The 20,964-nt window shown below is 68.7% G+C and carries 19 protein-coding genes and 1 pseudogene; 10 read left to right on the top strand and 10 right to left on the bottom strand.

Translation table 11 applies throughout. The features are described from left to right. The first annotated feature begins 146 nt into the window (after positions 1-146). On the top strand, positions 147-1,394 hold the full coding sequence (locus tag G539_RS0115870; RefSeq protein WP_029076068.1) for an NAD(P)/FAD-dependent oxidoreductase: 1,248 nt from the start codon (positions 147-149) through the stop codon (positions 1,392-1,394). A 24-nt stretch (positions 1,395-1,418) separates the two neighbouring features. Here the strand turns inward: G539_RS0115870 and G539_RS0115865 are convergent, their stop codons facing one another. From G539_RS0115865 to G539_RS0115835, 7 genes and pseudogenes are all read right to left on the bottom strand, one after another. After that, complete coding sequence (locus G539_RS0115865) at positions 1,419-2,561, bottom strand: branched-chain amino acid ABC transporter substrate-binding protein (protein WP_029076067.1); 1,143 nt, start codon at positions 2,559-2,561, stop codon at positions 1,419-1,421. 96 nt (positions 2,562-2,657) lie between these two features. After that, complete coding sequence (locus G539_RS0115860) at positions 2,658-3,776, bottom strand: branched-chain amino acid ABC transporter substrate-binding protein (protein WP_029076066.1); 1,119 nt, start codon at positions 3,774-3,776, stop codon at positions 2,658-2,660. A 165-nt stretch (positions 3,777-3,941) separates the two neighbouring features. After that, positions 3,942-4,286 (bottom strand): DUF6867 family protein, encoded by a 345-nt coding sequence (locus G539_RS0115855; protein ID WP_029076065.1) that lies wholly within the window; start codon positions 4,284-4,286, stop codon positions 3,942-3,944. A 37-nt stretch (positions 4,287-4,323) separates the two neighbouring features. Beyond that, positions 4,324-5,061, bottom strand: a complete 738-nt coding sequence (locus G539_RS0115850; protein WP_029076064.1) for an ABC transporter ATP-binding protein — start codon at positions 5,059-5,061, stop codon at positions 4,324-4,326. 20 nt (positions 5,062-5,081) lie between these two features. After that, positions 5,082-5,954, bottom strand: a pseudogene (locus G539_RS0115845) (ABC transporter ATP-binding protein); the annotation flags it as partial. Next, positions 5,954-7,336 carry a high-affinity branched-chain amino acid ABC transporter permease LivM gene (gene livM, locus G539_RS0115840; protein WP_029076062.1) on the bottom strand — a complete coding sequence of 461 codons (1,383 nt, stop codon included), beginning with the start codon at positions 7,334-7,336 and terminating at the stop codon, positions 5,954-5,956. The pseudogene G539_RS0115845 and the gene livM, both read right to left, overlap by 1 nt. A gap of 1 nt (position 7,337) precedes the next feature. Continuing rightward, positions 7,338-8,255, bottom strand: a complete 918-nt coding sequence (locus G539_RS0115835; RefSeq protein WP_029076061.1) for an ABC transporter permease subunit — start codon at positions 8,253-8,255, stop codon at positions 7,338-7,340. A gap of 277 nt (positions 8,256-8,532) precedes the next feature. Between G539_RS0115835 and G539_RS0115830 the strand changes: the two genes are divergently transcribed. Continuing rightward, positions 8,533-9,030 carry a flavin reductase family protein gene (locus G539_RS0115830; RefSeq protein WP_029076060.1) on the top strand — a complete coding sequence of 166 codons (498 nt, stop codon included), beginning with the start codon at positions 8,533-8,535 and terminating at the stop codon, positions 9,028-9,030. Positions 9,031-9,037: 7 nt separating this feature from the next. Here G539_RS0115830 and G539_RS25085 read toward each other — a convergent pair whose 3' ends face one another. Both G539_RS25085 and G539_RS0115820 read right to left on the bottom strand, forming a co-directional pair. Beyond that, positions 9,038-10,351: an MFS transporter gene (locus G539_RS25085; protein WP_051231502.1), complete on the bottom strand. Its 1,314-nt coding sequence runs from the start codon at positions 10,349-10,351 to the stop codon at positions 9,038-9,040. 133 nt (positions 10,352-10,484) lie between these two features. After that, positions 10,485-11,345 (bottom strand): uracil-DNA glycosylase, encoded by an 861-nt coding sequence (locus G539_RS0115820; RefSeq protein WP_342665069.1) that lies wholly within the window; start codon positions 11,343-11,345, stop codon positions 10,485-10,487. 61 nt (positions 11,346-11,406) lie between these two features. Here G539_RS0115820 and G539_RS0115815 point away from each other — a divergent pair, with 61 nt between their 5' ends. From G539_RS0115815 to G539_RS25080, 3 genes are all read left to right on the top strand, one after another. Then, the gene (locus G539_RS0115815; protein WP_156911998.1) at positions 11,407-12,720 is read left to right on the top strand and encodes a PQQ-dependent sugar dehydrogenase; all 1,314 of its coding nucleotides are present in this window, start codon (positions 11,407-11,409) and stop codon (positions 12,718-12,720) included. A gap of 144 nt (positions 12,721-12,864) precedes the next feature. Then, positions 12,865-14,526 (top strand): electron transfer flavoprotein-ubiquinone oxidoreductase, encoded by a 1,662-nt coding sequence (locus tag G539_RS0115810; protein WP_029076057.1) that lies wholly within the window; start codon positions 12,865-12,867, stop codon positions 14,524-14,526. A gap of 121 nt (positions 14,527-14,647) precedes the next feature. After that, a complete protein-coding gene (locus G539_RS25080; protein WP_245576896.1) occupies positions 14,648-15,049 on the top strand; it encodes a DoxX family protein in 402 nt (133 codons plus the stop codon). Here G539_RS25080 and pcaD read toward each other — a convergent pair whose 3' ends face one another. Then, positions 15,050-15,835 (bottom strand): 3-oxoadipate enol-lactonase, encoded by a 786-nt coding sequence (gene pcaD / locus G539_RS0115800; protein WP_029076056.1) that lies wholly within the window; start codon positions 15,833-15,835, stop codon positions 15,050-15,052. A gap of 172 nt (positions 15,836-16,007) precedes the next feature. Between pcaD and G539_RS0115795 the strand changes: the two genes are divergently transcribed. Genes G539_RS0115795 through G539_RS0115775 form a run of 5 tightly spaced genes read left to right on the top strand, consistent with a single transcriptional unit; the run spans position 16,008 to position 20,829 of the window. Continuing rightward, positions 16,008-16,922: an AAA family ATPase gene (locus G539_RS0115795; protein WP_245576895.1), complete on the top strand. Its 915-nt coding sequence runs from the start codon at positions 16,008-16,010 to the stop codon at positions 16,920-16,922. Continuing rightward, a complete protein-coding gene (locus G539_RS0115790; RefSeq protein ID WP_029076054.1) occupies positions 16,919-18,139 on the top strand; it encodes a vWA domain-containing protein in 1,221 nt (406 codons plus the stop codon). Before G539_RS0115795 ends, G539_RS0115790 begins: the two co-directional genes overlap by 4 nt. Positions 18,140-18,157: 18 nt before the next feature. Next, on the top strand, positions 18,158-18,499 hold the full coding sequence (locus tag G539_RS0115785; protein ID WP_029076053.1) for an XdhC family protein: 342 nt from the start codon (positions 18,158-18,160) through the stop codon (positions 18,497-18,499). Further along, positions 18,500-19,222, top strand: a complete 723-nt coding sequence (locus G539_RS0115780) for an XdhC family protein (protein WP_029076052.1) — start codon at positions 18,500-18,502, stop codon at positions 19,220-19,222. Beyond that, entirely contained in the window at positions 19,219-20,829 is a 1,611-nt protein-coding gene (locus G539_RS0115775) for an NTP transferase domain-containing protein (protein ID WP_029076051.1), read from the top strand. The genes G539_RS0115780 and G539_RS0115775 overlap by 4 nt, the downstream gene beginning before the upstream one ends. The last annotated feature ends 135 nt before the right edge of the window (positions 20,830-20,964 follow it).

The raw sequence follows: 20,964 nt of genomic DNA, 5'->3' as shown, positions 1-20,964 counted from the left end.
GCTTCGGGGACCCTCGGTCCGGGCCCGGATCACATGTCTTCCGCCCGTAACATGCCATGTTCGCGCGGGCAATTGTCGCCCCGGGCGTGGACGGGCAAACTTGAGACGGCACAGGAAGGAGCAGGGCGATTCCCGACAGGAGCGAGATGGAACGGTTTGATGCGATCGTGCTCGGCGCCGGCATTGTTGGCGTGGCGACGGCCCTCAACCTGCAGAAGCGCAACCGGACGGTGGCGCTGGTCGACCGGCGCGAGCCGGGCGAGGCGACGTCCTATGGCAATGCCGGTGTGATCGAGCGGGAGGGGTTCTACCCGATCGTCTTCCCGCGCAAGCTCGGCGAGCTCTGGCGATATGCCCGCAACCAGGAGGCGGAGCTTCACTATAATGGCCGCTTCCTGCCGAAGGTCGCGCCCTGGCTGATTCGCCTGCGCGCCGGCTCGTCGCCGCGCGCGATCGAGGACTACGCCGCGGCGATGGATCCGATCCTGGCCCATGCGGCGAGCGAGCATGGCGTTCTCGCCGGCAAGGGCAGGGCGGTCGAACTCTTCCGCGGCACGGGCTGGATCAAGGGCTATCGCAGCCTCGCGCATTTCGAGGCCGACACCAAGGCGCATCTGGCGCTCGCCGAGCGCTTCGGCGTCCGCTACGAGATCCTCGACAGCCATGAGATCACCGATCTCGAGCCCGATCTCGCGCCGGTCTTCGCACGCGCCGTCTTCTGGCCGGATACGGTGTCGGTGGCGAGCCCGGGCGGCGTCACCAAGGCCTATGCGCGGCTGTTCGAGGCGATGGGTGGCACGATCGGCCAGGGCGACGCGCTGTCGCTGCGCCGCGAGAGCGACCTGTGGATGGTCGACATGGGCGAGCGCAAGGTGGCGGCGCCTGACATCGTCGTCTCCCTCGGCCCCTGGGCGATGGACCTGCTGCGGCCGCTCGGCTACCGCTATCCGCTCGCCGTCAAGCGCGGCTATCACCAGCATTTCAAGCCGCGCGGCGACGCGGCGCTGGAACGGCCGGTGGTCGATGTCGCGCATGGCTATGTGCTGACGCCGATGCGGCAGGGCTATCGCATCACCTCGGGCATCGAGTTCGACGATCGCGACGCGCCGCCGACGCCGGTGCAGATCGGCCGCATCCTGCCGCAGGCCAAGGCGCTGTTCCCGCTCGGCGAGGCGGTCGAGGCGGAGCCGTGGATGGGCTCGCGCCCGTGCCTGCCGGATTCGATGCCGATCGTCGGCGCCGCGCCCCGCCACCCCGGCCTCTGGCTCAATTTCGGCCATGGCCATCTCGGCTTCACGCTCGGTCCGGCGACCGGACGCTTGGTCTCGGAGCTGATCACGCGCGAGATGCCGTTCGTCGATCCGGCGCCGTTCAGCCCGCTGCGCTTCCGTTAGCCGCTCGTTAGCCCTTCGTTAACCCTAGTCACGCGCGTCGGGCACGAGCGCGCCGTCCTGCCAGCGGAAGATCGAGAAGCCCTGGATCGCGGCGTCGCCCTTCGGGTCGAAACCGACCGTGCCGAGCACGGTCGGGGTCGTCGTGCCCGAGAGCGTCGAGGCGAGCACGGCGCCCTCGGCGGAGCCGCTGGCGCGGCGGCCGGCGGCCCAGAGCTGGACGGCGGCATAGGCGGGGAGGACGTAGCCCTGCGGCTCGACGCCGGCGGTGCGCAAGGTCGCGGTGACGCCGTCGGCATCGCCGCCGCGGCGCCAGTCGGTGAAGAAGGTCAGGAGAGTGCCTTCGGCGGCGGGGCCGGCCGAGGCGGCGAACTCGCTGGTCGCCAGCGCGTCGCCGCCGACCACGACGGCGTCCGAACCGCCGGCCCGCAGCGCCTTCAGGATCAGCGCGACGTCGCCCTGGTCGCCACCGACGAAGACGACGTCGATGGCGTCGGCGATCAGCCGCTCCGCCAGCGCGGCGTAATCCTTGGCGCCGGGGTCGTAGGTGTCGGCGCGGGCCTCGCGCTTGCCGGCGTCGTTCATGGCCCGCCGGGTCGCCTCGGCCAGCGGCTTGCCGTAGGGCGAGCCGTCATTGAGGATGGCGATGCGCCGGCCGCCGAAGCGCTCGGCCAGGAAGGCGCCGGCGGTCGCCCCTTGCGCGTCGTCGCGCGCGGCGAGGCGGAACAGCGTCGGCCCCGGGCGCTGGTCGGTGAAGCGGTCGGCGGTGACGGCCGGCGTGATCGCCAGCAGCCCGTGCTCGACATAGACCGGCGCGGCGGCGAACGCGCTCTCGGCGCAGACATGGCCGACCACGAGCGCGTCGCCGCGGCCGATGGCGCGGTTGGCGGCGGCGAGCGCGTTGTCCGCCTTGCAGGCATCGTCCTCGACATCGACGCGGATCCGCTCGCCGGCGATGCCGCCGGTGGCGTTCAGCGCGTCGACGGCCGTCTCGACGCCGGCGCGGATCTGCTTGCCGAGCGCCTGGTAGGGGCCCGTCATCGGGCCGACCACCATGACGCGGATATCGGCCGAGGCGGCGGCGGGGCCCGCCAGCATGGCGGCGAGCGCCAGGGCGAACGGCGACTGGAACAGGGTCTTGAGCGGGGGCTTGGCGCGGCGCGGCATCATTCGTCCTTCGGGATCACGAGGCGATCATGCCCTCCGGCCGCCCAAAAGAAAACGCCCGCGTCGGATGACGCGGGCGCTGTTCAGGCTGTGGCTCGATCAGAGCTGCTTGTAGTCGAGCTTGCCGTCGGCGTCCTTGACCCAGGAGTAGACGACATAGTCGGCGGTGGTGCGGTCGCCCTTGGCGTCGAAGGAGAGCGGGCCGAGAACAGTCTTCCACGGGCCGCCCGACTTGACCATTTCCGCGACCTTCTGCGGATCGGTCGAGCCGGCCTTCTCCATCGCCTGGGCGATGATCTGGACGCTGGCGTAGGAGTAGAGCGTGTAGGCTTCCGGCTCGAAGCCCGAGGCGCGGAAGCGCTCGACGACTTCCTTGGCGTCCGGGTTCAGGCGCGGATCGGGACCGAAGGTCATCAGCGTGCCCTCGGCGGCCGGGCCGGCGATGGCGGCGAATTCGCGGTCGGTGATGCCGTCGCCGGAGAACAGCACGGCCTTGAGGCCCTGCTCGGCCGCCTGGCGGACGATCAAGCCGGCTTCCTGGTGCAGGCCGCCGTAATAGATGACCTCGACGCCGGCCGACTTCATCTTGGAGATCAGCGCGGAGAAGTCCTTGTCGCCGACATTGATGCCTTCATAGATGACCTCGGTGACGCCGCCGGCATTGGCGGCCTTCTTGGTCTCGTCGGCAAGGCCCTGACCATAGGGGGTCTTGTCGTGGATGATGGCGAGCTTCTTGTCCTTCAGGTGGTCGACGATGTACTGGCCGGCGACGATGCCCTGCTGGTCGTCGCGACCGCAGGTGCGGAAGGTGTTCCAGAGGTCGCGCTCGGTGAATTTCGGGTTGGTCGAGGCCGGCGAGATCTGGAAGATGCCGTTCTCGGCATAGACTTCCGAGGCCGGGATCGACACGCCGGAGTTGAAGTGGCCGACCACGAAGCTGACGCCGTCGCCGACGAACTTGTTGGCGACCGAGACGCCCTGCTTCGGATCGGAAACGTCGTCGCCGAGCGACAGGACGAACTTGTTGCCGTTGACGCCGCCGGCGGCGTTGATGTCGGCGATGGCCTGCTCGGTGCCCTTCTGGATCTGCGCGCCGAAGGCGGCGTTCGGACCGGTCAGCGGGCCCGCCGCGGCGATCTTGATGTCGTCCGCATGGGCCATGCCGGCCAGCGTCAGGCCCGCGGCGAGCGCGATGCCGGAGAGAATGGACTTCTTCATTCGTAAGACTCCCGTTGGTACTGGAAGGTGGGCGCTTTGGCCCTTTAGTCGGATGACAGCTCCGTTCTTGACCGCTTATCTTGCTGATTTCTTGCGGGCTGTCATCCGGATTCTTGGCTGCAACATCCCGTCAACCTTCGATCGGGCGTTGCGGTTGAGTCGTCGCTAGATCGGGCGCCATGAGAAGGGGCCTGACTTTGCGTAAAGCCAGTAGTACTGCGTCGTCATCTGGTTGGTGCGGGTGTAGCGGTAGGCGATCGAGCCGATCAGCAGGCAGAAGGCCGCGTCGACGATCCAGTAGTGCAGCGAGAGCAGCGTCGCCTCGAACAGCGAGAAGTGGATGAAGCGCACCGCGAAGGACAGCACCAGCAGGTAGAAGAGCAGCATCGGATAGGGCCGCCAGGTGATGGCGCAGGCGCGCCCGGTCATCCAGGCGCCGGCGCCGCCCAGAACCAGGGTGACGAAGAGAAAGGTGGCGAAGGAGGATTCTTCGTAGAGGATGCCGGACATCAGTCGTCTCTCGCATTGGGGCGGGAAGGGGTGGGCATCAATGCGCTCCGCCTTCCAGATAGGCGGCGCGGATCTCGGGCTTCTGCAGCAGCTCCTTGCCGGTGCCCGACATGGTGACGAGGCCGTTGACCAGCACATAGCCGCGATGCGCCAGTTTCAGCGCGTGATAGGCGTTCTGCTCGACGAGGAAGACGGTGAGCCCCTCGGTGCGGTTCAGTTCGCCGATGACGTCGAAGATCTGCTTGACGATGAGCGGCGCCAGGCCGAGCGAGGGTTCGTCGAGCATCAGGAGCTTCGGCCGCGCCATCAGCGCGCGGGCGATCGCCAGCATCTGCTGCTCGCCGCCGGAGAGCGTGCCGCCGCGCTGGGCGATGCGCTCCTTCAGGCGCGGGAACAGCGTGAACATGCGCTCCACGTCCTGGTCGAAATGGGCGAGGTTGTCGAGCGCCGCGCCCATCTGCAGGTTCTCGAGCACCGTCATGCGCGGGAAGATGCGGCGCCCTTCCGGCGATTGCGCGATGCGCAGCCGCGCGATCTCGTGCGTCGGCATGTTGGTGATGTCGCGACCCTCGAAGAGGATCTTGCCCTCGCGGGCCCGCGGATTGCCGCAGATCGTCATCATCAGCGTCGACTTGCCGGCGCCATTGGCGCCGATCAGCGTGACGATCTCGCCCTGGTGGACGTCGACGTCGACGCCCTTCAGCGCGATGATCTTGCCGTAATAGGTCTTGGCGCCCTGCACCGAGAGCAGCGGCGCGCCGTTGGCGTCGCTCATGTCGCCGCTCCTTCGACGATCTGATCCAGCCTTTCCTCGACCACCTCGACCTCCCGGTCGTCGACGCCGAGATAGGCGGCGATGACGCGCGGGTCGTTGCGAACCTCCGGCGGCGTGCCGTCGGCGATCTTGGTGCCGTATTCGAGGACGATGACATGGTCGGAGATCTCCATGACCACCGACATGTCGTGCTCGATCAGGAGGAGCGATGTCTTCTCGGTCTCGCGGATGCCGAGCAGGAGGGCGTTGAGCTCGGCCGATTCCCTCGGGTTGAGGCCGGCGGCCGGCTCGTCGAGGCAGAGCAGTTCCGGCCCAGTGCACATGGCGCGGGCGATCTCCAGCCGGCGCTGCGCGCCATAGGGAAGATCGCCGGCCGGGTCGTCGGCGCGCGGCGTCAGCCCCGTCCGCTCGAGCCAGTATTTGGCGCGCTCCACCGCCTCGTGCTCGGCCCGGCGATAGCCCGGCAGGCCGAGGATGCCGAGGACGGTCATGCCCGAGGCCAGCATCAGCGGGTTGTGCTGCGCGACCAGGAGGTTCTCCAGCACGGTCATGCCGGAGAACAGGCGGATGTTCTGGAAGGTGCGGGCGACACGGGCCTTGGCGGAGATCCGGAAGTCGGGCATCCGCTCGAGCAGGAAGGTGGCGCCGCTGGCATGCTGCAGGCGCAGCATGCCCTGCGTCGGCTTGTAGAAGCCGGTGATGCAGTTGAACACCGTCGTCTTGCCGGCCCCGTTGGGGCCGATCAGGGCCGTGATGTCGCCGCGGCCGACGCTGAAGGAGAGGTCGTTGACCGCGATCAGGCCGCCGAAGCGCATGAAGACATGCTCGACGGCGAGGACCGGGTTGTTCTCCCAGGGCAGGGCGGCGGGCGCCGTCTGAAGGAGCTCGCTCATCAGCCGTGGCCCTCCTTCACCAGGGAGCCCGAGATCGCCTTCTTCTCGGCCAGGAAGATCGTCGGCTCGCGCGACGAGACGAAGCCGCGCGGCTTCCAGATCATGATGCCGACCATGGCGAGGCCGAAGATCAGCATGCGGAACTGGTCGGGGTTGAAGTTGTCGCCGAAGATCGTCTTCAGGAAGGCCAGCTCGCGCAGCAGCTCGGTGCCGCCGATCATCGCCACGGCGGCGAGCGCCACGCCGACCATCGAGCCCATGCCGCCGAGCACGACGATCGCCACGATGATCGCCGATTCCATGAAGGTGAAGGATTCGGGCGAGACGAAGCCCTGGCGGGCGGCGAAGAACGATCCGGCGAAGCCGGCGAACAGCGCGCCGAGGGCGAAGGCGGTCAGCTTGGTGTTGGTGGTGTTGATGCCGAGCGAGCGGCAGGCGATCTCGTCCTCGCGCAGCGCCTCCCAGGCGCGGCCGACCGGCAGCTTGCGCAGCCGGATCGTCACGAAGGCGGTCAGCAGCGCCAGCAGCAGGATCAGGTAGTAGAGGAAGATCTTGTAATAGGCCGACGAGAGCGGCAGGTCGAACATCTTGGCGAAGCCGCCGGGCGACGCATCGAACGGGATGCCGAACAGCGTCACCTTGGGGATCGAGCTGATGCCGGCGGAGCCGTTGGTGAGCTCGCGGAAATTGATCAGCACCAGGCGGATGATCTCGCCGAAGGCGAGCGTCACGATGGCGAGATAGTCGCCCCTGAGCCGCAGCACCGGGAAGCCGAGCATGATGCCCCAGAGCGCGGCGAAGATGCCGGCCATGGGCAGCAGGATCCAGAACGACAGGCCGAAATGGCTCGACAGCAGCGCATAGGAATAGGCGCCGACGGCGTAGAAGGCGACATAGCCGAGGTCGAGCAGGCCGGCGAGGCCGACGACGATGTTCAGCCCCCAGCCCAGCATCACGTAGATCAGGATCTGGATGCCGAAATTGTCGACCCATTTCAGCGAGCCCTGGAAGCCGAGCAGGCTCACGATCAGGATCGGATAGAGGAACAGGAAGGCGATCGAGGCCGGCGCGAACCACTTGCCGAGCGCCTGGCGCAGCGCGGAGGGATGCTCCGGCGTGGCCGAGACGCGCTCGCGGCGCCGGGCGAGGGCCGGGCTCACCAGCGTCAGCATCAGGAAGCGGCCGATCACGATGACGGCGATGATCGCCGCCACAAGGCCCCAGCGGCTCTGGATCACCAGCTCGTTGCGCATGTTCTGCTCGGTGCGGAGACCGATCAGGGGCCCGAACAGGGCCAGTGCCACGAGGCCGCTCAATAAGGCGTCCTTCACGGCCGCGGCAATATCCGGGCCGTGCTTGTTCGCAGTGTCGTCGGCAGCCATGTCACACCTTCTCGACTTCCGGGCGGCCGAGCAGGCCCTGCGGCATGAAGATGAGCACGATGGCGAGGATCGAGAACGCGGCGACGTCCTTGTAGTCGATCGAGAAATAGCCGGACCAGAACGTCTCGATCAGGCCGATGAGCAGGCCGCCGATGACGGCGCCCGGCAACGAGCCGATACCGCCCAGCACGGCCGCCGTGAACGCCTTCACACCCGGCACGAAGCCGTCCGAGAAGTTCACCACACCGTAGTAGGACAGATAGAGCGTGCCGGCGACGGCGGCGAGGGCCGCGCCCATGACGAAGGTGAGCGAGATGGTGCGATCGACATTGACGCCGAGCAGCGCCGCCATCTTGCGGTCCTGCTCGCAGGCGCGCTGGGCGCGGCCGAGCGGCGTCTTCTGGACGATGTACCAGAACGCCGCCAGCAGCACGGCGGTGACGACCCAGATCATCAGCTGCTTGTAGGAGAGGGTGACGGCGAAATTGTTCGCGTTCATCACCTCGAAGCCGCCGGTGAACATGGGCGGGATCGGCTTGTTGCGCGGGCCCTGGGCGACCTGGACGAAATTCGAAAGCACGATCGACATGCCGATCGCCGAAATTAGCGGCGCGAGGCGGAACGAACCGCGCAAGGGGCGGTAGGCGATGCGCTCGATGGCCCAACTCAACAGGCTCGTCAGCACCATCGCGATGATGAGAACGATGATCAGCGCCAGTATCATCGACGACATGCCGAAGACGGTGGTAAGAACAAGCAGGAAGATGAGGGCGAAGAAGGCCGACGTCATGAATACGTCGCCGTGTGAAAAATTGACCATTCCGATGATGCCGAACACCATCGTGTATCCGATTGCAATCAGGCCATAGATCGACCCCAGCGTGATCCCGTTGATCAGCTGCTGAAGGAATACTTCCATAGGTTGGATCCCCGCATGAAGCTCAATTTTTGTTGCTTCTTTTGATGCTTTATTCCCACCCTGAGCCTGTCACCGATCCTTTCGCTTGGCAACTGGAAACGAACAAAACAACAGCGCTGCGAAGAACATTAAGGTTCCCAAACGTAATTTGATAAGTTTGCCTGATCAGTGTCGCGGCCGAATTTTTGCCGCGGCGCGGCAGGGTGGCTTGTCGGCGCCGGCTCGACCCGATACGACCACTCCTGACGCCGCAGGCATGAGTGGGATAAGGCTAGGCATGGACACGCTCACGGATCTCGTCGATCCGGCAATGTACCGCGAGGCGATGAGCCGGCTCGTCGCCCCGGTTCATGTGATCACGACCTCGGGCGAGGGCGGCTCCTGCGGCCTGACCGCCTCGGCGGTGACCTCCGTCTCCGACAGCCCGCCGATCGTGCTGGTCTGCGTCAACCGTAAGAGCCAGACCAACGCCGCCTTCAAGAAGAATGGCCGCTTCTGCGTCAACACGCTGGAGGGCAACCAGCAGCCGCTGGCCGAGGCGTTCGCCGGCCGCACCGGGCTTTCCATGCCGGAGCGGTTCGCGCTCGGCTCCTGGGTGACGCTGGCGACCGGCGCGCCGGTGCTGGAATCGGCGCGGGCGAGCTTCGACTGCCGCCTGACCGAGGTGATCGAGCAGGGCTCGCACTCGGTGCTGTTCGGCCTGGTCGAGGCCGTGCGGGTCGGCTCGCACGACCAGGCGCTGGTCTATCTCGACCGCGCCTATCGCCGGGTCTGACGGCGCTTCAGCGGGTTTCGGAGACGGGTTCCGGCGTGAGTGTCGGGGCGGCCGCCGCCGGGGCGGGCGTTGCCGGCGCGGGCTTGGCCTCGTCGGCGCGCGGATCCATGGCGATCGCCTCTGGCGTCGCGGTCTTCAGCGGCGGCACCGACTGGAAGGCGTCGCGCGGCACGTCGCGGGCGGCGGGCCGGCGGGTCATGCGATAGGCCGTGTAGGCGATCAGCAGCACATGCATGACCGAGAAGAAGCTGAACAGGCCGCCGGGGCCGAGATGCTCCATGGCGAGCGCGCCGATGATCGGGCCGATCATCGTGCCGATGCCGGACATCAGCAGCAGGCCGCTGGCGATCTTCACGAAATCGTCCGGCGCGGCGTAGTCGTTGGCGTGGGCCACGGTCAGGCCGTACATCGGATAGATCATGCCGCCGAACAGCGTGATCATGCCGATCGCCAGCACCGGCTGGGTCGGGTTGATGAAGGCGATCGCCAGGCTCATCACGATGGCCGCGGCGGCGACGCCGATCAGCACGGCGCGGCGGTCGACCCGGTCGGAGAGCTTGCCGAGCGGCACCTGGGTGATGGCGCCGCCGAGCACGGCCGCGCTCATGAAGAAGGCGATCACGGCGGTCGGCAGGCCGATCTTCTGGCCATAGACGGCGCCGAGCGTGCCGAAGGCGCCATTGACCATGCCGATCATGAAGCAGCCGACGGCCGAGACGGGCGAGTTGCGGAACAGGCTGCGCAGGTCGACCTTGGTCGTCTTCAGCGGCCGCGGCGTCTGCGCCGTCGACAGCGCCGAGGGCAGGATGGCCAGGCTGTAGAAGATCGCGCCGAGCACGAAGAAGAAGAAACCCTCGGCCGGCGCCGTCGCCAGCAGCAGCTGGCCGGCGGTCGAGGCGGCGAAATTCACCATCTGGTAGACGGAGAAGATCGTGCCGCGGTTCTCGCGGGTGCAGCGCTCGTTGAGCCAGCTCTCGACGATCATCTGCGCACCGGCGAAGCAGAAGCCGGAGAAGGCGCGCAGGCCGATCCACGCCCAGGGCGAGATGATCAGGAGGTTGAGCAGGATGACCACGCCGGCGATCGAGGCCATGACACCATAGGCGCGGACATGGCCGACCCGGCGCACGATGCGCGGCACCACCAGGCAGCCGAGCACGAAGCCGACGGCCCAGCCGGTGCCGATCAGGCCCAGCTCCGTCGTCGAGAACCCCTCGATCGCACCGCGGATCGGCAGAAGCAGGCCGTGGATGCCGCCTGCGACGAGGAGAAGGGCCGACCCCATCAGGAGCGCGGCGACGGGAATGAGCTGGGATGCCATGTGGACCAGGGGCGCCGGATGCGTCCGAATTTGAATCGATTGCGACGGTACGGCTTTGTCGGCCGTTCCCATGTCCAAATGATGGCACTGTATGGTGAATATTAAGTTTACAGACTGAAAAACCGCAGCGTTTTCAGGTCTTCGTCATGCTGTTGCCGGAAAGGGCGGCCTTGAGCGCCAGAAGATCGCGCCAGACGAGACGTTTTTGTAGTGGCTGTAACAAAAGCAGCGACGGCGGCAGCGTCGCCATCGCCTGGATCTCGCGTTGCCCGGTGACGTAGGGGCGCCATTGGCCGCGCAGGCGCAGGATGGCCTCCGAGGTCTGCAGAAGCTCGCGCGCCGCGGTCGCGCCGAGGCAGATCAGGAAGTCCGGATCGACGAGCGTGACCTGGCGCTCGATGAAGGGACGGCAGACGGCCGATTCCTGGGGCGTCAGGGCGCGATTGCCCGGCGGCCGCCAGGGCACGATCGGCGCCATGTAGACGTCGGCGCGGCGAAGGCCGATCGCCGCCAGCATGCGGTCGAGCAACTGGCCGGCCGGACCGGCGAACACCTCGCCCTGCAGATCCTCGTCGCGGCCGGGCGGATCGCCGACCAGCATCACCCGCGCCGACGGGTTGCCTTCCGCGAAGACCAGCGACTTCGCCGTGGTCCGGAGCGCGCAGCCCTCGAAATTCGCCACGATGTCCCGAAGCTCGGCCAGGGTTCCGGCCCGCGCCGCCGCGTCGCGCGCCGCCAGCGCGTCGGCCTCCGGCGACATGGCGGTGGCGATCATCGGCTGCGGGGAAGGCGGCTCCGCCATGGGCGGCAGCGCGCGCGGCTCCGCCGGCTGCGCCGCCTCCTCGGGCGGGCGCGGCACGAGCCGGTTGACGGGCGCCTCGTCGATCGCCACGTCGACCTCGTTGGCGACGTACCAATCCAGGAGCGCCGCCAGCGCTTCGCGGGACGGGGCAGGAAACTCGGGAGCCATCATGTCGTTATTGAGTAGGCTCAACCGGTGCCCGTGTCGACCCTGTCGGCTTGCCGCCCGACGACAAACTCCAGGAGAATTCGCCGTGCCGATCCGCTTGGTTGCCATCGCCTCGATCCTGCTTCCCGTCGCCGCGCTGGCGGCCGAGCCGCGGCAGGGCGCGGCGGCCTTCGGCGGCTGGCGCGGCGATGCGCCGGGCGTCGAGCGCCGGATCCGGCCGCAGGACCTGCCGCCACCCTTCGCGACCGACGCCCATGCGACGCAGCCCGACATCGTGCCGCGCCCTTCCGGCGCCATGCCGCGGGTTCCCGACGGGTTCGTCGTCGAACTGGTCGCGGACGGGCTGGAAGGGCCGCGCACGCTGCGGGCAGCGCCCGACGGCGATCTCTTCGTCGTCGAAAGCCGGGCAGGGCGCATCCGCGTCCTGCCGGCCGATGGCGGCCAGCCGGTCCTCTTCGCGCGCGGGCTCAACCGGCCCTATGGCCTGGCCTTCTATCCGCCGGGGCCGGACCCGAAGTTCGTCTATGTCGCCGAGCGGAACCGCGTCGTTCGTTTCCCGTATGAGGCCGGCGCGCGCCGGGCCGGCGGGGCGCCGGAAATCGTCGTGAAGCGCCTGCCGGATGGCGGTTCGCACTGGACGCGCGACCTCGCCTTCTCGAACGACGGCCGGCAGATGTTCATCGCCGTCGGCTCGGCCTCGAACATCGGCTCCGGCATGGGCCGCAAGGACGCGGCCGAGATCGCCGCCTGGGAGGCCCGGCACGGCAAGGGCGCCGCCTGGGGCAACGAGGCGGGGCGCGCCGCCGTCTTCGTGGCGACGCCCGAGGGCGCGAACCTCCGCACCTTCGCCACGGGCCTGCGCAATTGTTCGGGGCTCGCCGTCGCGCCGGGCAGCAACGATCCGTGGTGCGCGGTCAACGAGCGCGACGGCCTCGGCGACGACCTGCCGCCCGATTTCGTCACCCGCGTCGCCGACGGCGCCTTCTATGGCTGGCCGTGGTTCTACATCGGCGCCAACCCGGATCCTCGGCAGGGTGGCGCCCGGGCCGACCTCTCCGGTTCCGTGACCGTGCCGGACGTGTTGCTGCAACCGCATTCCGCGCCGCTCGGCATGGCCTTCTATGATCACGACGCCTTTCCGGCGGAGTATCGCGGCGATGCCTTCGTGGCGCTGCACGGTTCCTGGAACCGCGACAGTCCGACCGGCTACAAGGTCGTCCGCCTGCCGATGCGCGATGGCCGCCCGACCGGTGGCTACGAAGACTTCATGACCGGCTTCGTGCTTTCCGACGAAGCGCTGTGGGGGCGGCCGGTCGGCGTCGCGGTCGGCCGGGATGGCGCCCTCTATGTCTCGGAGGATGCCAATGGAACGGTCTGGCGTGTTCGGGCATCGAAATAAAGCGCTGTGTTTCCTGAGCCGGCATGCTCCGCATGATGTTGATGCGAAAGCTTCATCAAGTCCTTCGCATTGCAGCATTTTCGGCATTGCCTGCGGTTTGCTGCTCTTCTAAAGAGGGTCCAGTCAGGGAACCGGATAGGCAGCATGACAGATACGATTGAGCTTCCCGAGCGCGAAGCCATGGAATTCGATGTTGTGATCGTCGGGGCGGGCCCCGCCGGTCTTGCTGCCGCCATCCGCCTGAAACAGCGCGATCCGGATATCTCCGTCGTGGTGGTGGAAAAGGGCTCCGAGGTCGGCGCGCATATCCTGTCGGGCGCCGTCATCGATCCGATCGCGCTCGACAAGCTGCTGCCGGAATGGCGGCAGGAGGACGACACGCCGCTGAAGACCCCGGTGACCGAGGACCAGTTCCTGTTCCTGGGGCCGGCCGGTTCCGTCCGCCTGCCCAATTTCCTGATGCCGCCCTTGATGTCGAACCACGGCAACTATGTCGTGTCGCTTGGCAATGTCTGCCGCTGGATGGCGGCCAAGGCCGAGGCGCTCGGCGTCGAGATCTATCCGGGCTTCGCCGCTGCCGAGCTGCTGCACGACGAGAACGGCGCCGTCGCCGGCGTCGCCACCGGCGACATGGGTGTCGGCCGCGACGGCGAGCCCGGCCCGAATTTTCAGCGCGGCATGGAGTTGCGCGGCAAGTACACGCTGATCGGCGAGGGCGCGCGCGGCTCGCTCGCCAAGCAGCTGATCGGCGCCTTCGGCCTCGCCGAAGGGCGCGAGCCGCAGAAATACGGCATCGGCATCAAGGAGCTCTGGCAGGTCGATCCGAAGCTGCATCGTCCCGGCCTGGTGCGGCACTCCTTCGGCTGGCCGCTCGGCGGCTCGACCGGCGGCGGCTCGTTCCTCTATCACCTCGAGGACAACCAGGTCGTCATCGGCTTCGTCGTGCACCTGAACTACGACAATCCGTATCTGTCGCCGTTCGAGGAATTCCAGCGCTTCAAGACGCACCCGGCGATCGCGCCGGTGTTCGCGGGGGCAAAGCGCATCTCCTATGGCGCGCGCGCGATCACCGAGGGCGGCTACCAGTCGGTGCCGAAGCTGGTGTTCCCAGGCGGCGCGCTGATCGGCTGCTCGGCCGGCTTCGTCAACGTGCCGCGCATCAAGGGCAGCCACAACGCCATGCTCTCCGGCATGGAGGCGGCCGAGAACGTCGCCGACGCGCTGTCCGCCGGCCGCGCGCATGACGAGATCCTCGGCTATGAGGCGAACTGGCGCTCGGGTCCGATCGGCCGCGACCTGAAGCGGGTGCGCAACGTCAAGCCGCTCTGGTCGAAGCTCGGCACCTATCTCGGCATCGCGCTCGGCGCCGCCGACATGTGGGCCAACACGCTCGGCTTCTCGCTGTTCGGCACGCTGAAGCACGGCAAGCCGGACTTCGCGTCGCTGAAGCCCGCCTCGCAGTGCAAGAAGATCGAGTATCCGAAGCCCGACGGCGTGCTGACCTTCGATCGCCTCTCCTCGGTGTTCCTGTCGAACACCAATCACGAGGAGGACCAGCCGGTGCATCTGAAGGTGCTCGACGCCGCCCTGCAGAAGACGTCGGAGCACGACGTCTATGCCGGCCCGTCCGGCCGCTACTGCCCGGCCGGCGTCTATGAATGGGTCGAAGAGGCGGATGGGCCGCGCTTCGTGATCAACGCGCAGAACTGCGTGCACTGCAAGACCTGCGACATCAAGGATCCGAACCAGAACATCAACTGGACCACGCCGGAAGGCGCGGGCGGCCCTAACTATCCGAATATGTGACAGTAATGCGATCGATATCGGTGAATGCTGCGTTCACCGATATCGCATCTCCATGGGTGGGTTCTGTATCGGCGTCGTGCTAACAGGCTCGGTCAATTTTTGACCCATGGAGAATCTGTCAGTGCTTGTTGAGAAGCTTTCTAAGTTCCAGTCGTCCACGCTCGGTCTGCTGCGCATTGTTTCCGCCCTGATCTTCTTTGCTCACGGTACGCAGAAGATCCTTGGCTTTCCGGCATCGGGCCGGGGTGCACCGGAGATGTTCAGCCTGTCCTGGACGGCGGGCGTGCTGGAGCTTGTCGGCGGCTTCCTGCTGATCATCGGCCTGTTCTCGCGGCCGGTCGCCTTCGTGCTGTCGGGCCTGATGGCGTTCGCCTACTGGATCGCCCATGCACCGCAGAATTTCTACCCGGTGAACAATGGCGGCGATGCCGCCATCCTTTATTGCTTCGTGTTCCTGTACATCGTCTTCGCCGGCCCCGGCCGCTTCAGCCTCGACGCGCTGACGGGCCGCGAGCGGGTCTGATCACGCGGTCAGGAAGCCGAGCAGCGCGGCGTTGAAGGCGGCGGGCTGCTCGACATTGCACAGATGGGCGGCGTTGCGGATGACTTCCATCCGGGCGCCGTCGATCGAGGCGACCCATTCGCGCGTCTTGGCCGGCTGCGCGCCGGCGTCGTGCTCGCCGCAGATCACCAGGGTCGGCGCCTGGATCAGGCCGAGGTCGTCGCGCAGGTCCATCTCGCCGATCGCCTCGCAGCAGGCGGCATAGCCCTCGGCCGGCGTCGCCAGCACCATGGCGCGGACGCGCGCCACCTTGTCCGGCGCGGCCTGGCGGAAGCCTTCGCGGAACCAGCGGCCGATGACCGCGTCGACCAGCGCGGTCAGGCCCTCGTTGCGGGCCGTCTTGGCGCGTCCTTCCCACATGTCGCGCGGCGGCAGATGCGGCGCCGCGGCGCAGATCACCAGCTTCTCCACATAGTCCGGCTTGTTGGCCGCCAGCCAGGCGGCGACCATGCCGCCCTTCGACAGGCCGACGACATGGGCGCTCTCGACGCCCACGGCGTCGAGCACGCTGCGCGCGTCGCGGCCGAGGCGGTCGATGGTATAGGGCGTGTCGGGGACGTCCGAGCCGCCATGGCCGCGGTCGTCGAAGCGGATGACGCGGAAATGCTCGCGCAATGCCGGGAGCTGGTCCTCCCACATCGTCATGTCCGATCCGAGCGCGTTGGTCAGGAGCAGTGCTGGTTTGCCATTGTCCGGATCGGCCTCGACATTCAGTCGGATGCGATCGTCCATAGCGATCAGTGGCATGAGTAACCCCGTACAAGCTTGCCAGCGGGACCGGCCGGCCCGCATGATGCCGGCGCGTCCCCGCGTCGGTTCCAGCCTATATAAAGCAGAGGGTCCGGCCAAGAGACAGGTTTACGCAGCGGGGCGCTGGTCTCCGGTTGTATTCAGGTTTTACTATCTGTAGGTATATAGTATGAATATGCGGCCGCTCCCCACCTCGATCGAAGCGACCCAGGACCTGCTGGCGAAGGGCGGCTATGTGTCCGATCGCGCGCTCGCGACCGTGCTGTTCCTGTCGCTGCGGCTGAAGCGGCCGCTCTTCCTCGAGGGCGAGGCGGGCGTCGGCAAGACGGAGATCGCCAAGGTGCTGGCGGCGCAGCTCGGCCGGCCGCTGATCCGCCTGCAATGCTATGAGGGGCTCGACGTCGCCTCCGCCGTCTATGAATGGAACTACGCCGCGCAGATGGTCGAGATCCGCGCCGCCGAGGCGGCCGGCAGCGTCGATCGCGAGCGGCTGGTCGACGACGTCTTCTCCGAGCGCTTCCTGATCCGCCGGCCGCTGCTGCAGGCGCTGGAAGCGGCGCCGGGCGGCGCGCCCGTTCTCCTGATCGACGAGCTCGACCGCGCCGACGAGGCGTTCGAGGCCTATCTGCTCGAGGTGCTGGCCGACAACCAGGTCACCGTGCCGGAGCTCGGCACGATCCGCGCGAGCGAGCCGCCGATCGTCGTCGTCACCACCAACCGCACGCGCGAGATCCACGACGCGCTGAAGCGGCGCTGCCTCTATCACTGGGTCGACTATCCCGATCGCGAGCGCGAGCTGGCGATCCTGCGGGCCAAGGTGCCCGGCGCCGGCGAGCGGCTGTCCCGGCAGGTCGTTGCCTTCGTGCAGGCGCTCCGGGGCGAGGAGCTGTTCAAGAACCCCGGCGTCGCCGAGACGCTCGACTGGGCGGCGGCGCTGGTCGAGCTCGACCAGACCGTGCTCGAGCCGGCGGTCGCCTCGGACACGCTCGGCGTCCTGCTCAAGTATCAGGACGATATCGCCAGGATCGCAGGCAGCCGCGTCCAGGCGCTGGTCGACGCCGCGCGGGCGGAGGCGGTGGGATGATGCGGGAGTCGGATCAAGGCGATAGGGAGGTTTCCTCAGGCGGTCGGCTCGCCGAGAACATCCTCGCCTTCGGCCGGTTGCTGCGGCGCGCCGGATTGCCGGTCGGGCCGGCGGCGATCGTCGACGCGATCCGCGCCGTCGAGATCGCCGGCATCGCCTCGCGCGACGATCTCTACTGGACGCTGCATGCCGTGCTGGTGACGAAGCGCGAGCAGCGCGCCGTCTTCGACGAGGCGTTCCGGCTGTTCTGGCGGGCGGGGCGGTTGCGCGCGCCGGTGCTGGTCGATCGCCCGCCGGGCGTCGCGGGGCCGGAGCAGGAGCAACCCGATCCCGCGGCCGCCCGCGTCGCGCAGGCGCTGTTCGCCGAGATCGATTCGCCCGCCGCAGAGGACATGCGGGAGCGCGAGCTGCGCCTCGCGACCTCGGTCGACGAGCGCTTGCTGAAGCGCGACTTCGCGCAGATGAGCGCCGCCGAGATCGCCGAGGCGAAGGCGCGCATCGCCGGGCTGGCGTTTGCCGCCGACCGCGTCCGCACCCGCCGCCTGGTCGCGGCGCCGCGCGGCCGCATCGATCCGCGCCGGACGCTGCGCGGGGCGCTGCGCACCGGCGGCGACATGATCCTGCCGCTGGCGCGCAAGCCCGCCGTCACGGTGCCGCCCGTCGTCGCGCTCTGCGACATCTCCGGCTCGATGCAGCAATACAGCCGCATCCTGCTGCACTTCCTGCATGCGCTCGGCGAGACCCGGCGGGTCGAGAGCTTCCTGTTCGGCACGCGGCTCTCCAACGTGACGCGGGCGCTTCGGCTCAGGGATCCCGACGCGGCGCTCGCGGCCTGCGCCGAGGCGGCGCCGGACTGGTCCGGCGGCACGCGCATCGCCGCCGCGCTCGACGAGTTCAACCGGCGCTGGTCGCGTCGCGTGCTCGGCCAGGGCGCGATCGTGCTGCTGGTGACGGACGGGCTGGAGCGCGAGGATGTCGGGCGGCTCGCCGGCGCCATGGAGCGGCTGCACCGGTCCTGCCGCCGGCTGATCTGGCTCAATCCGCTGCTGCGCTTCGACGGCTTCGAGGCGCGGGCGCGCGGCATCCGGGCGATGCTGCCGCATGTCGACGAGTTCCGCGCCGTGCATTCGCTGGAGGCGGTGGCGGATCTGGTGCAGGCGCTTGGAGCGGATCGGGGCGAGGCCCCGGACCTGCGCCGCCTGCTGGCGATCGCTTGACGGAGGAGGGAGGGATCGATGGGCACCGAGGACTCGCTGCGACTGGAGGATGCCGACGTGCTCGGCCTCGCCGAGGACTGGGTGCAGGCCGGGCGCGGCGTCGCGCTCGCCACCGTGGTCGAGACCTGGGGATCGGCGCCGCGCCCGGTCGGCAGCCATCTCGTCATCGACGCGGACGGCCATTTCGAGGGCTCGGTCTCGGGAGGCTGCGTTGAGGGGGCGGTCATCGCCGAGGCGGTCGAGGTGATCGGGACGGGCACGCCGCGGCTGCTCGAATTCGGCGTCGCCGACGAGACGGCCTGGCGGGTCGGGCTCTCCTGCGGCGGCCGCATCCGCGTCTATGTCGAGAAGGTGGTGTAAGTGGACCGCTTCACGCTCAGCGCCCTAAACGAGGCGCGCCGGCAGCGCCAGGCCGCCATTCTCGTCACCAATCTCGCCTCGGGCGTCGTCCGCCTGTTCCGCGAGGACGATGCCGGGCTCGAGTTGATGATCGAGCCGGCGCTCGCCGCGCTGCTGCCGGAGCGCTTTCGCTCGGCCCGCTCCGGCCTGGTGCAGACGCCGGAGGGTGACGAGTTCTTCCTGACCGTGCATGTGCCGCCGCCGCGTCTCGTCGTCATCGGCGCGGTGCACATCTCGCAGGCGCTGGCGCCGATGGCGCGCATCGCCGGCTTCGACGTGACGATCATCGATCCGCGCACGGCGTTTGCGACGCCGGAGCGTTTCGCCGGCAGCAATCTCCTTGCCGAATGGCCGGAGGACGTGCTCGCGCGCGCGCCGCTCGACGCCTTCACGGCCGTCGCCGCGCTGACGCATGACCCGAAGATCGACGACCTGCCGCTGCGGGCGGCGCTGGAGGCGAACTGCTTCTATGTCGGCGCGCTCGGCAGCCGCAAGACGCATGCGAAGCGGCTGGAGCGGCTTTCGGCCGAGGGGACCGAGCCGGAGGCGCTCGCGCGGATCCGCGCGCCGATCGGGCTCGCCATCGGCGCGCAATCGCCGGCCGAGATCGCCGTCTCCGTGCTCGCCGAGGTGATCGACGCGCTGCGGAAGCGCGGCGTCGCGGGCGAGGGGGCGGACCCGTGAGGTTTGGACCCGTTCCCGTCGCCGAGGCCGAGGGAGCCATCCTCGCCCATTCGCTCGCCTTCGACGGCCGCACCCTGCGCAAGGGCACGCGGCTCGACGCTGCCCATCTCGCGGCGCTCGCGGCGGCCGAGGTCGAGACGGTGGTGGTGGCGCGGCTCGAACCGGGCGACGTGCACGAGGACGAGGCGGCCGCCCGGCTCGCCACCGCCGTTGCCGGGCCGGGCGTCACGGTCGATGCGCCGTTCACCGGCCGCGCCAACCTGCACGCCAGCGCGAACGGCATCCTGGTCGTCGACCGCGCCGCGATCGATGCCTTCAACCGCGCCGATCCGGCGATCACGCTGGCGACGCTCGCCGCCCATGCGCCGGTGACGGCGGGACAGATGGTCGCCACCGTGAAGATCATTCCGTTCGCCGTGCGGCATGATCCGCTGGAGGCGGCGGAACGGATCGCCGCGGCGTCGGCGCTGGTCCGCGTCGCGCCCTACCGGCCGCTGAAGGTCGGTCTGGTCGCCACCGTGCTGCCGAGCCTCAAGCCGTCGGTGATGGACAAGACCCGCCGCATGACCGAGGCGCGGCTGAAGCCGGCCGGAGCCACACTGCTCGCCGAGCGGCGGGTGGAGCATGACGCGGATGCCATCGCCGCCGCGCTGTCCGAACTGGCGCGCGAGGGGGCCGAGCTTTCGATCGTCTTCGGCGCCTCGGCCATGGTCGACGCCGACGACGTCGTGCCGGCCGGCCTGCGCACGGCCGGCGGGCGCGTGCTGCATCTCGGCATGCCGGTCGATCCCGGCAATCTGCTGCTGCTCGGCGAACTCGGCGGACGGCCGGTGATCGGCGCGCCGGGCTGCGCCCGCAGTCCGCGCGAAAACGGCTTCGACTGGGTGCTCGGCCGCCTGCTGGCGGGGCTCCAGGTCGGGCCGGAGGAGATCTCCGGCCTTGGCGTCGGCGGGCTCTTGATGGAGATCGCCTCGCGGCCGCAGCCGCGCGAGACGCCGGAGCCGAAGGCGCCGAAGGTGGCGGCGCTGGTGCTGGCGGCGGGCCAGGGGCGGCGGATGGGCGGACCGAACAAGCTGCTCGCCGAATATCGCGGGCGCAGCCTGGTGCGGACCGTCGTCGACGCCGCTTTGGCGAGCCGGGCCGCGTCGGTGACGGTGGTGACCGGACATCGCCGCGCGGACGTGGAGGCGGCTCTCGCCGGGACCGCGGTCCAGTGGGTGCACAACCCCGACTACGAGGAAGGCCTCTCCACCTCGCTCCGGCAGGGCGTCGCCAGCCTCGCCGCCGATGTCGACGGCGTGCTGGTCATGCTGGCCGACATGCCGCTGCTGACGGCGCCGATCCTCGATCGGCTGATCGCCGCCTTCGATCCGGCCGCCGACCGGCTGGTGGTCGTGCCGACGCATGACGGCAAGCGCGGCAATCCGGTGCTCTGGTCGCGCGCCTTCTTCGCCGAGCTGCAGGCGATCGAGGGCGACACCGGCGCGCGGCACCTGATCGGCGCCCATGCCGACGCCGTCGTCGAGGTCGAGATCGGGCCCGAGGTCGCGCTCGATCTCGATACGCCCGAGGCGCTCAGGGCGGCCGGCGGCACGCTGCCGGCCTGAGCGGACTTCAGCGGAATGCCCGAGCCTGCCCCTCATCCGGCCCTTCCGAGCGCGATCTCAGGTGTGGTGGCTCCTCACCTCTCCCTGAGGGAGAGGTCGGCTCGAAGAGCCGGGTGAGGGTTTAGGGAACCATCC

Origin of the sequence: Kaistia adipata DSM 17808 (assembly GCF_000423225.1) — a bacterium.
GTDB classification, from domain to species: Bacteria; Pseudomonadota; Alphaproteobacteria; order Rhizobiales; family Kaistiaceae; genus Kaistia; species Kaistia adipata.
This window is presented reverse-complemented; position numbering and strand designations above follow the sequence as displayed.

Excerpts from the sequence above, each read along its gene's own strand:
- G539_RS0115870 (WP_029076068.1), top strand. The coding sequence starts at position 147 with ATGGAACGGTTTGATGCGATCGTGCTCGGCGCCGGCATTGTTGGCGTG.
- G539_RS0115865 (WP_029076067.1), bottom strand. The coding sequence starts at position 2,561 with ATGATGCCGCGCCGCGCCAAGCCCCCGCTCAAGACCCTGTTCCAGTCG.
- G539_RS0115860 (WP_029076066.1), bottom strand. The coding sequence starts at position 3,776 with ATGAAGAAGTCCATTCTCTCCGGCATCGCGCTCGCCGCGGGCCTGACG.
- G539_RS0115855 (WP_029076065.1), bottom strand. The coding sequence starts at position 4,286 with ATGTCCGGCATCCTCTACGAAGAATCCTCCTTCGCCACCTTTCTCTTC.
- G539_RS0115850 (WP_029076064.1), bottom strand. The coding sequence starts at position 5,061 with ATGAGCGACGCCAACGGCGCGCCGCTGCTCTCGGTGCAGGGCGCCAAG.
- livM (WP_029076062.1), bottom strand. The coding sequence starts at position 7,336 with ATGGCTGCCGACGACACTGCGAACAAGCACGGCCCGGATATTGCCGCG.
- G539_RS0115835 (WP_029076061.1), bottom strand. The coding sequence starts at position 8,255 with ATGGAAGTATTCCTTCAGCAGCTGATCAACGGGATCACGCTGGGGTCG.
- G539_RS0115830 (WP_029076060.1), top strand. The coding sequence starts at position 8,533 with ATGGACACGCTCACGGATCTCGTCGATCCGGCAATGTACCGCGAGGCG.
- G539_RS25085 (WP_051231502.1), bottom strand. The coding sequence starts at position 10,351 with ATGGCATCCCAGCTCATTCCCGTCGCCGCGCTCCTGATGGGGTCGGCC.
- G539_RS0115810 (WP_029076057.1), top strand. The coding sequence starts at position 12,865 with ATGACAGATACGATTGAGCTTCCCGAGCGCGAAGCCATGGAATTCGAT.
- pcaD (WP_029076056.1), bottom strand. The coding sequence starts at position 15,835 with ATGCCACTGATCGCTATGGACGATCGCATCCGACTGAATGTCGAGGCC.
- G539_RS0115795 (WP_245576895.1), top strand. The coding sequence starts at position 16,008 with ATGAATATGCGGCCGCTCCCCACCTCGATCGAAGCGACCCAGGACCTG.
- G539_RS0115790 (WP_029076054.1), top strand. The coding sequence starts at position 16,919 with ATGATGCGGGAGTCGGATCAAGGCGATAGGGAGGTTTCCTCAGGCGGT.
- G539_RS0115785 (WP_029076053.1), top strand. The coding sequence starts at position 18,158 with ATGGGCACCGAGGACTCGCTGCGACTGGAGGATGCCGACGTGCTCGGC.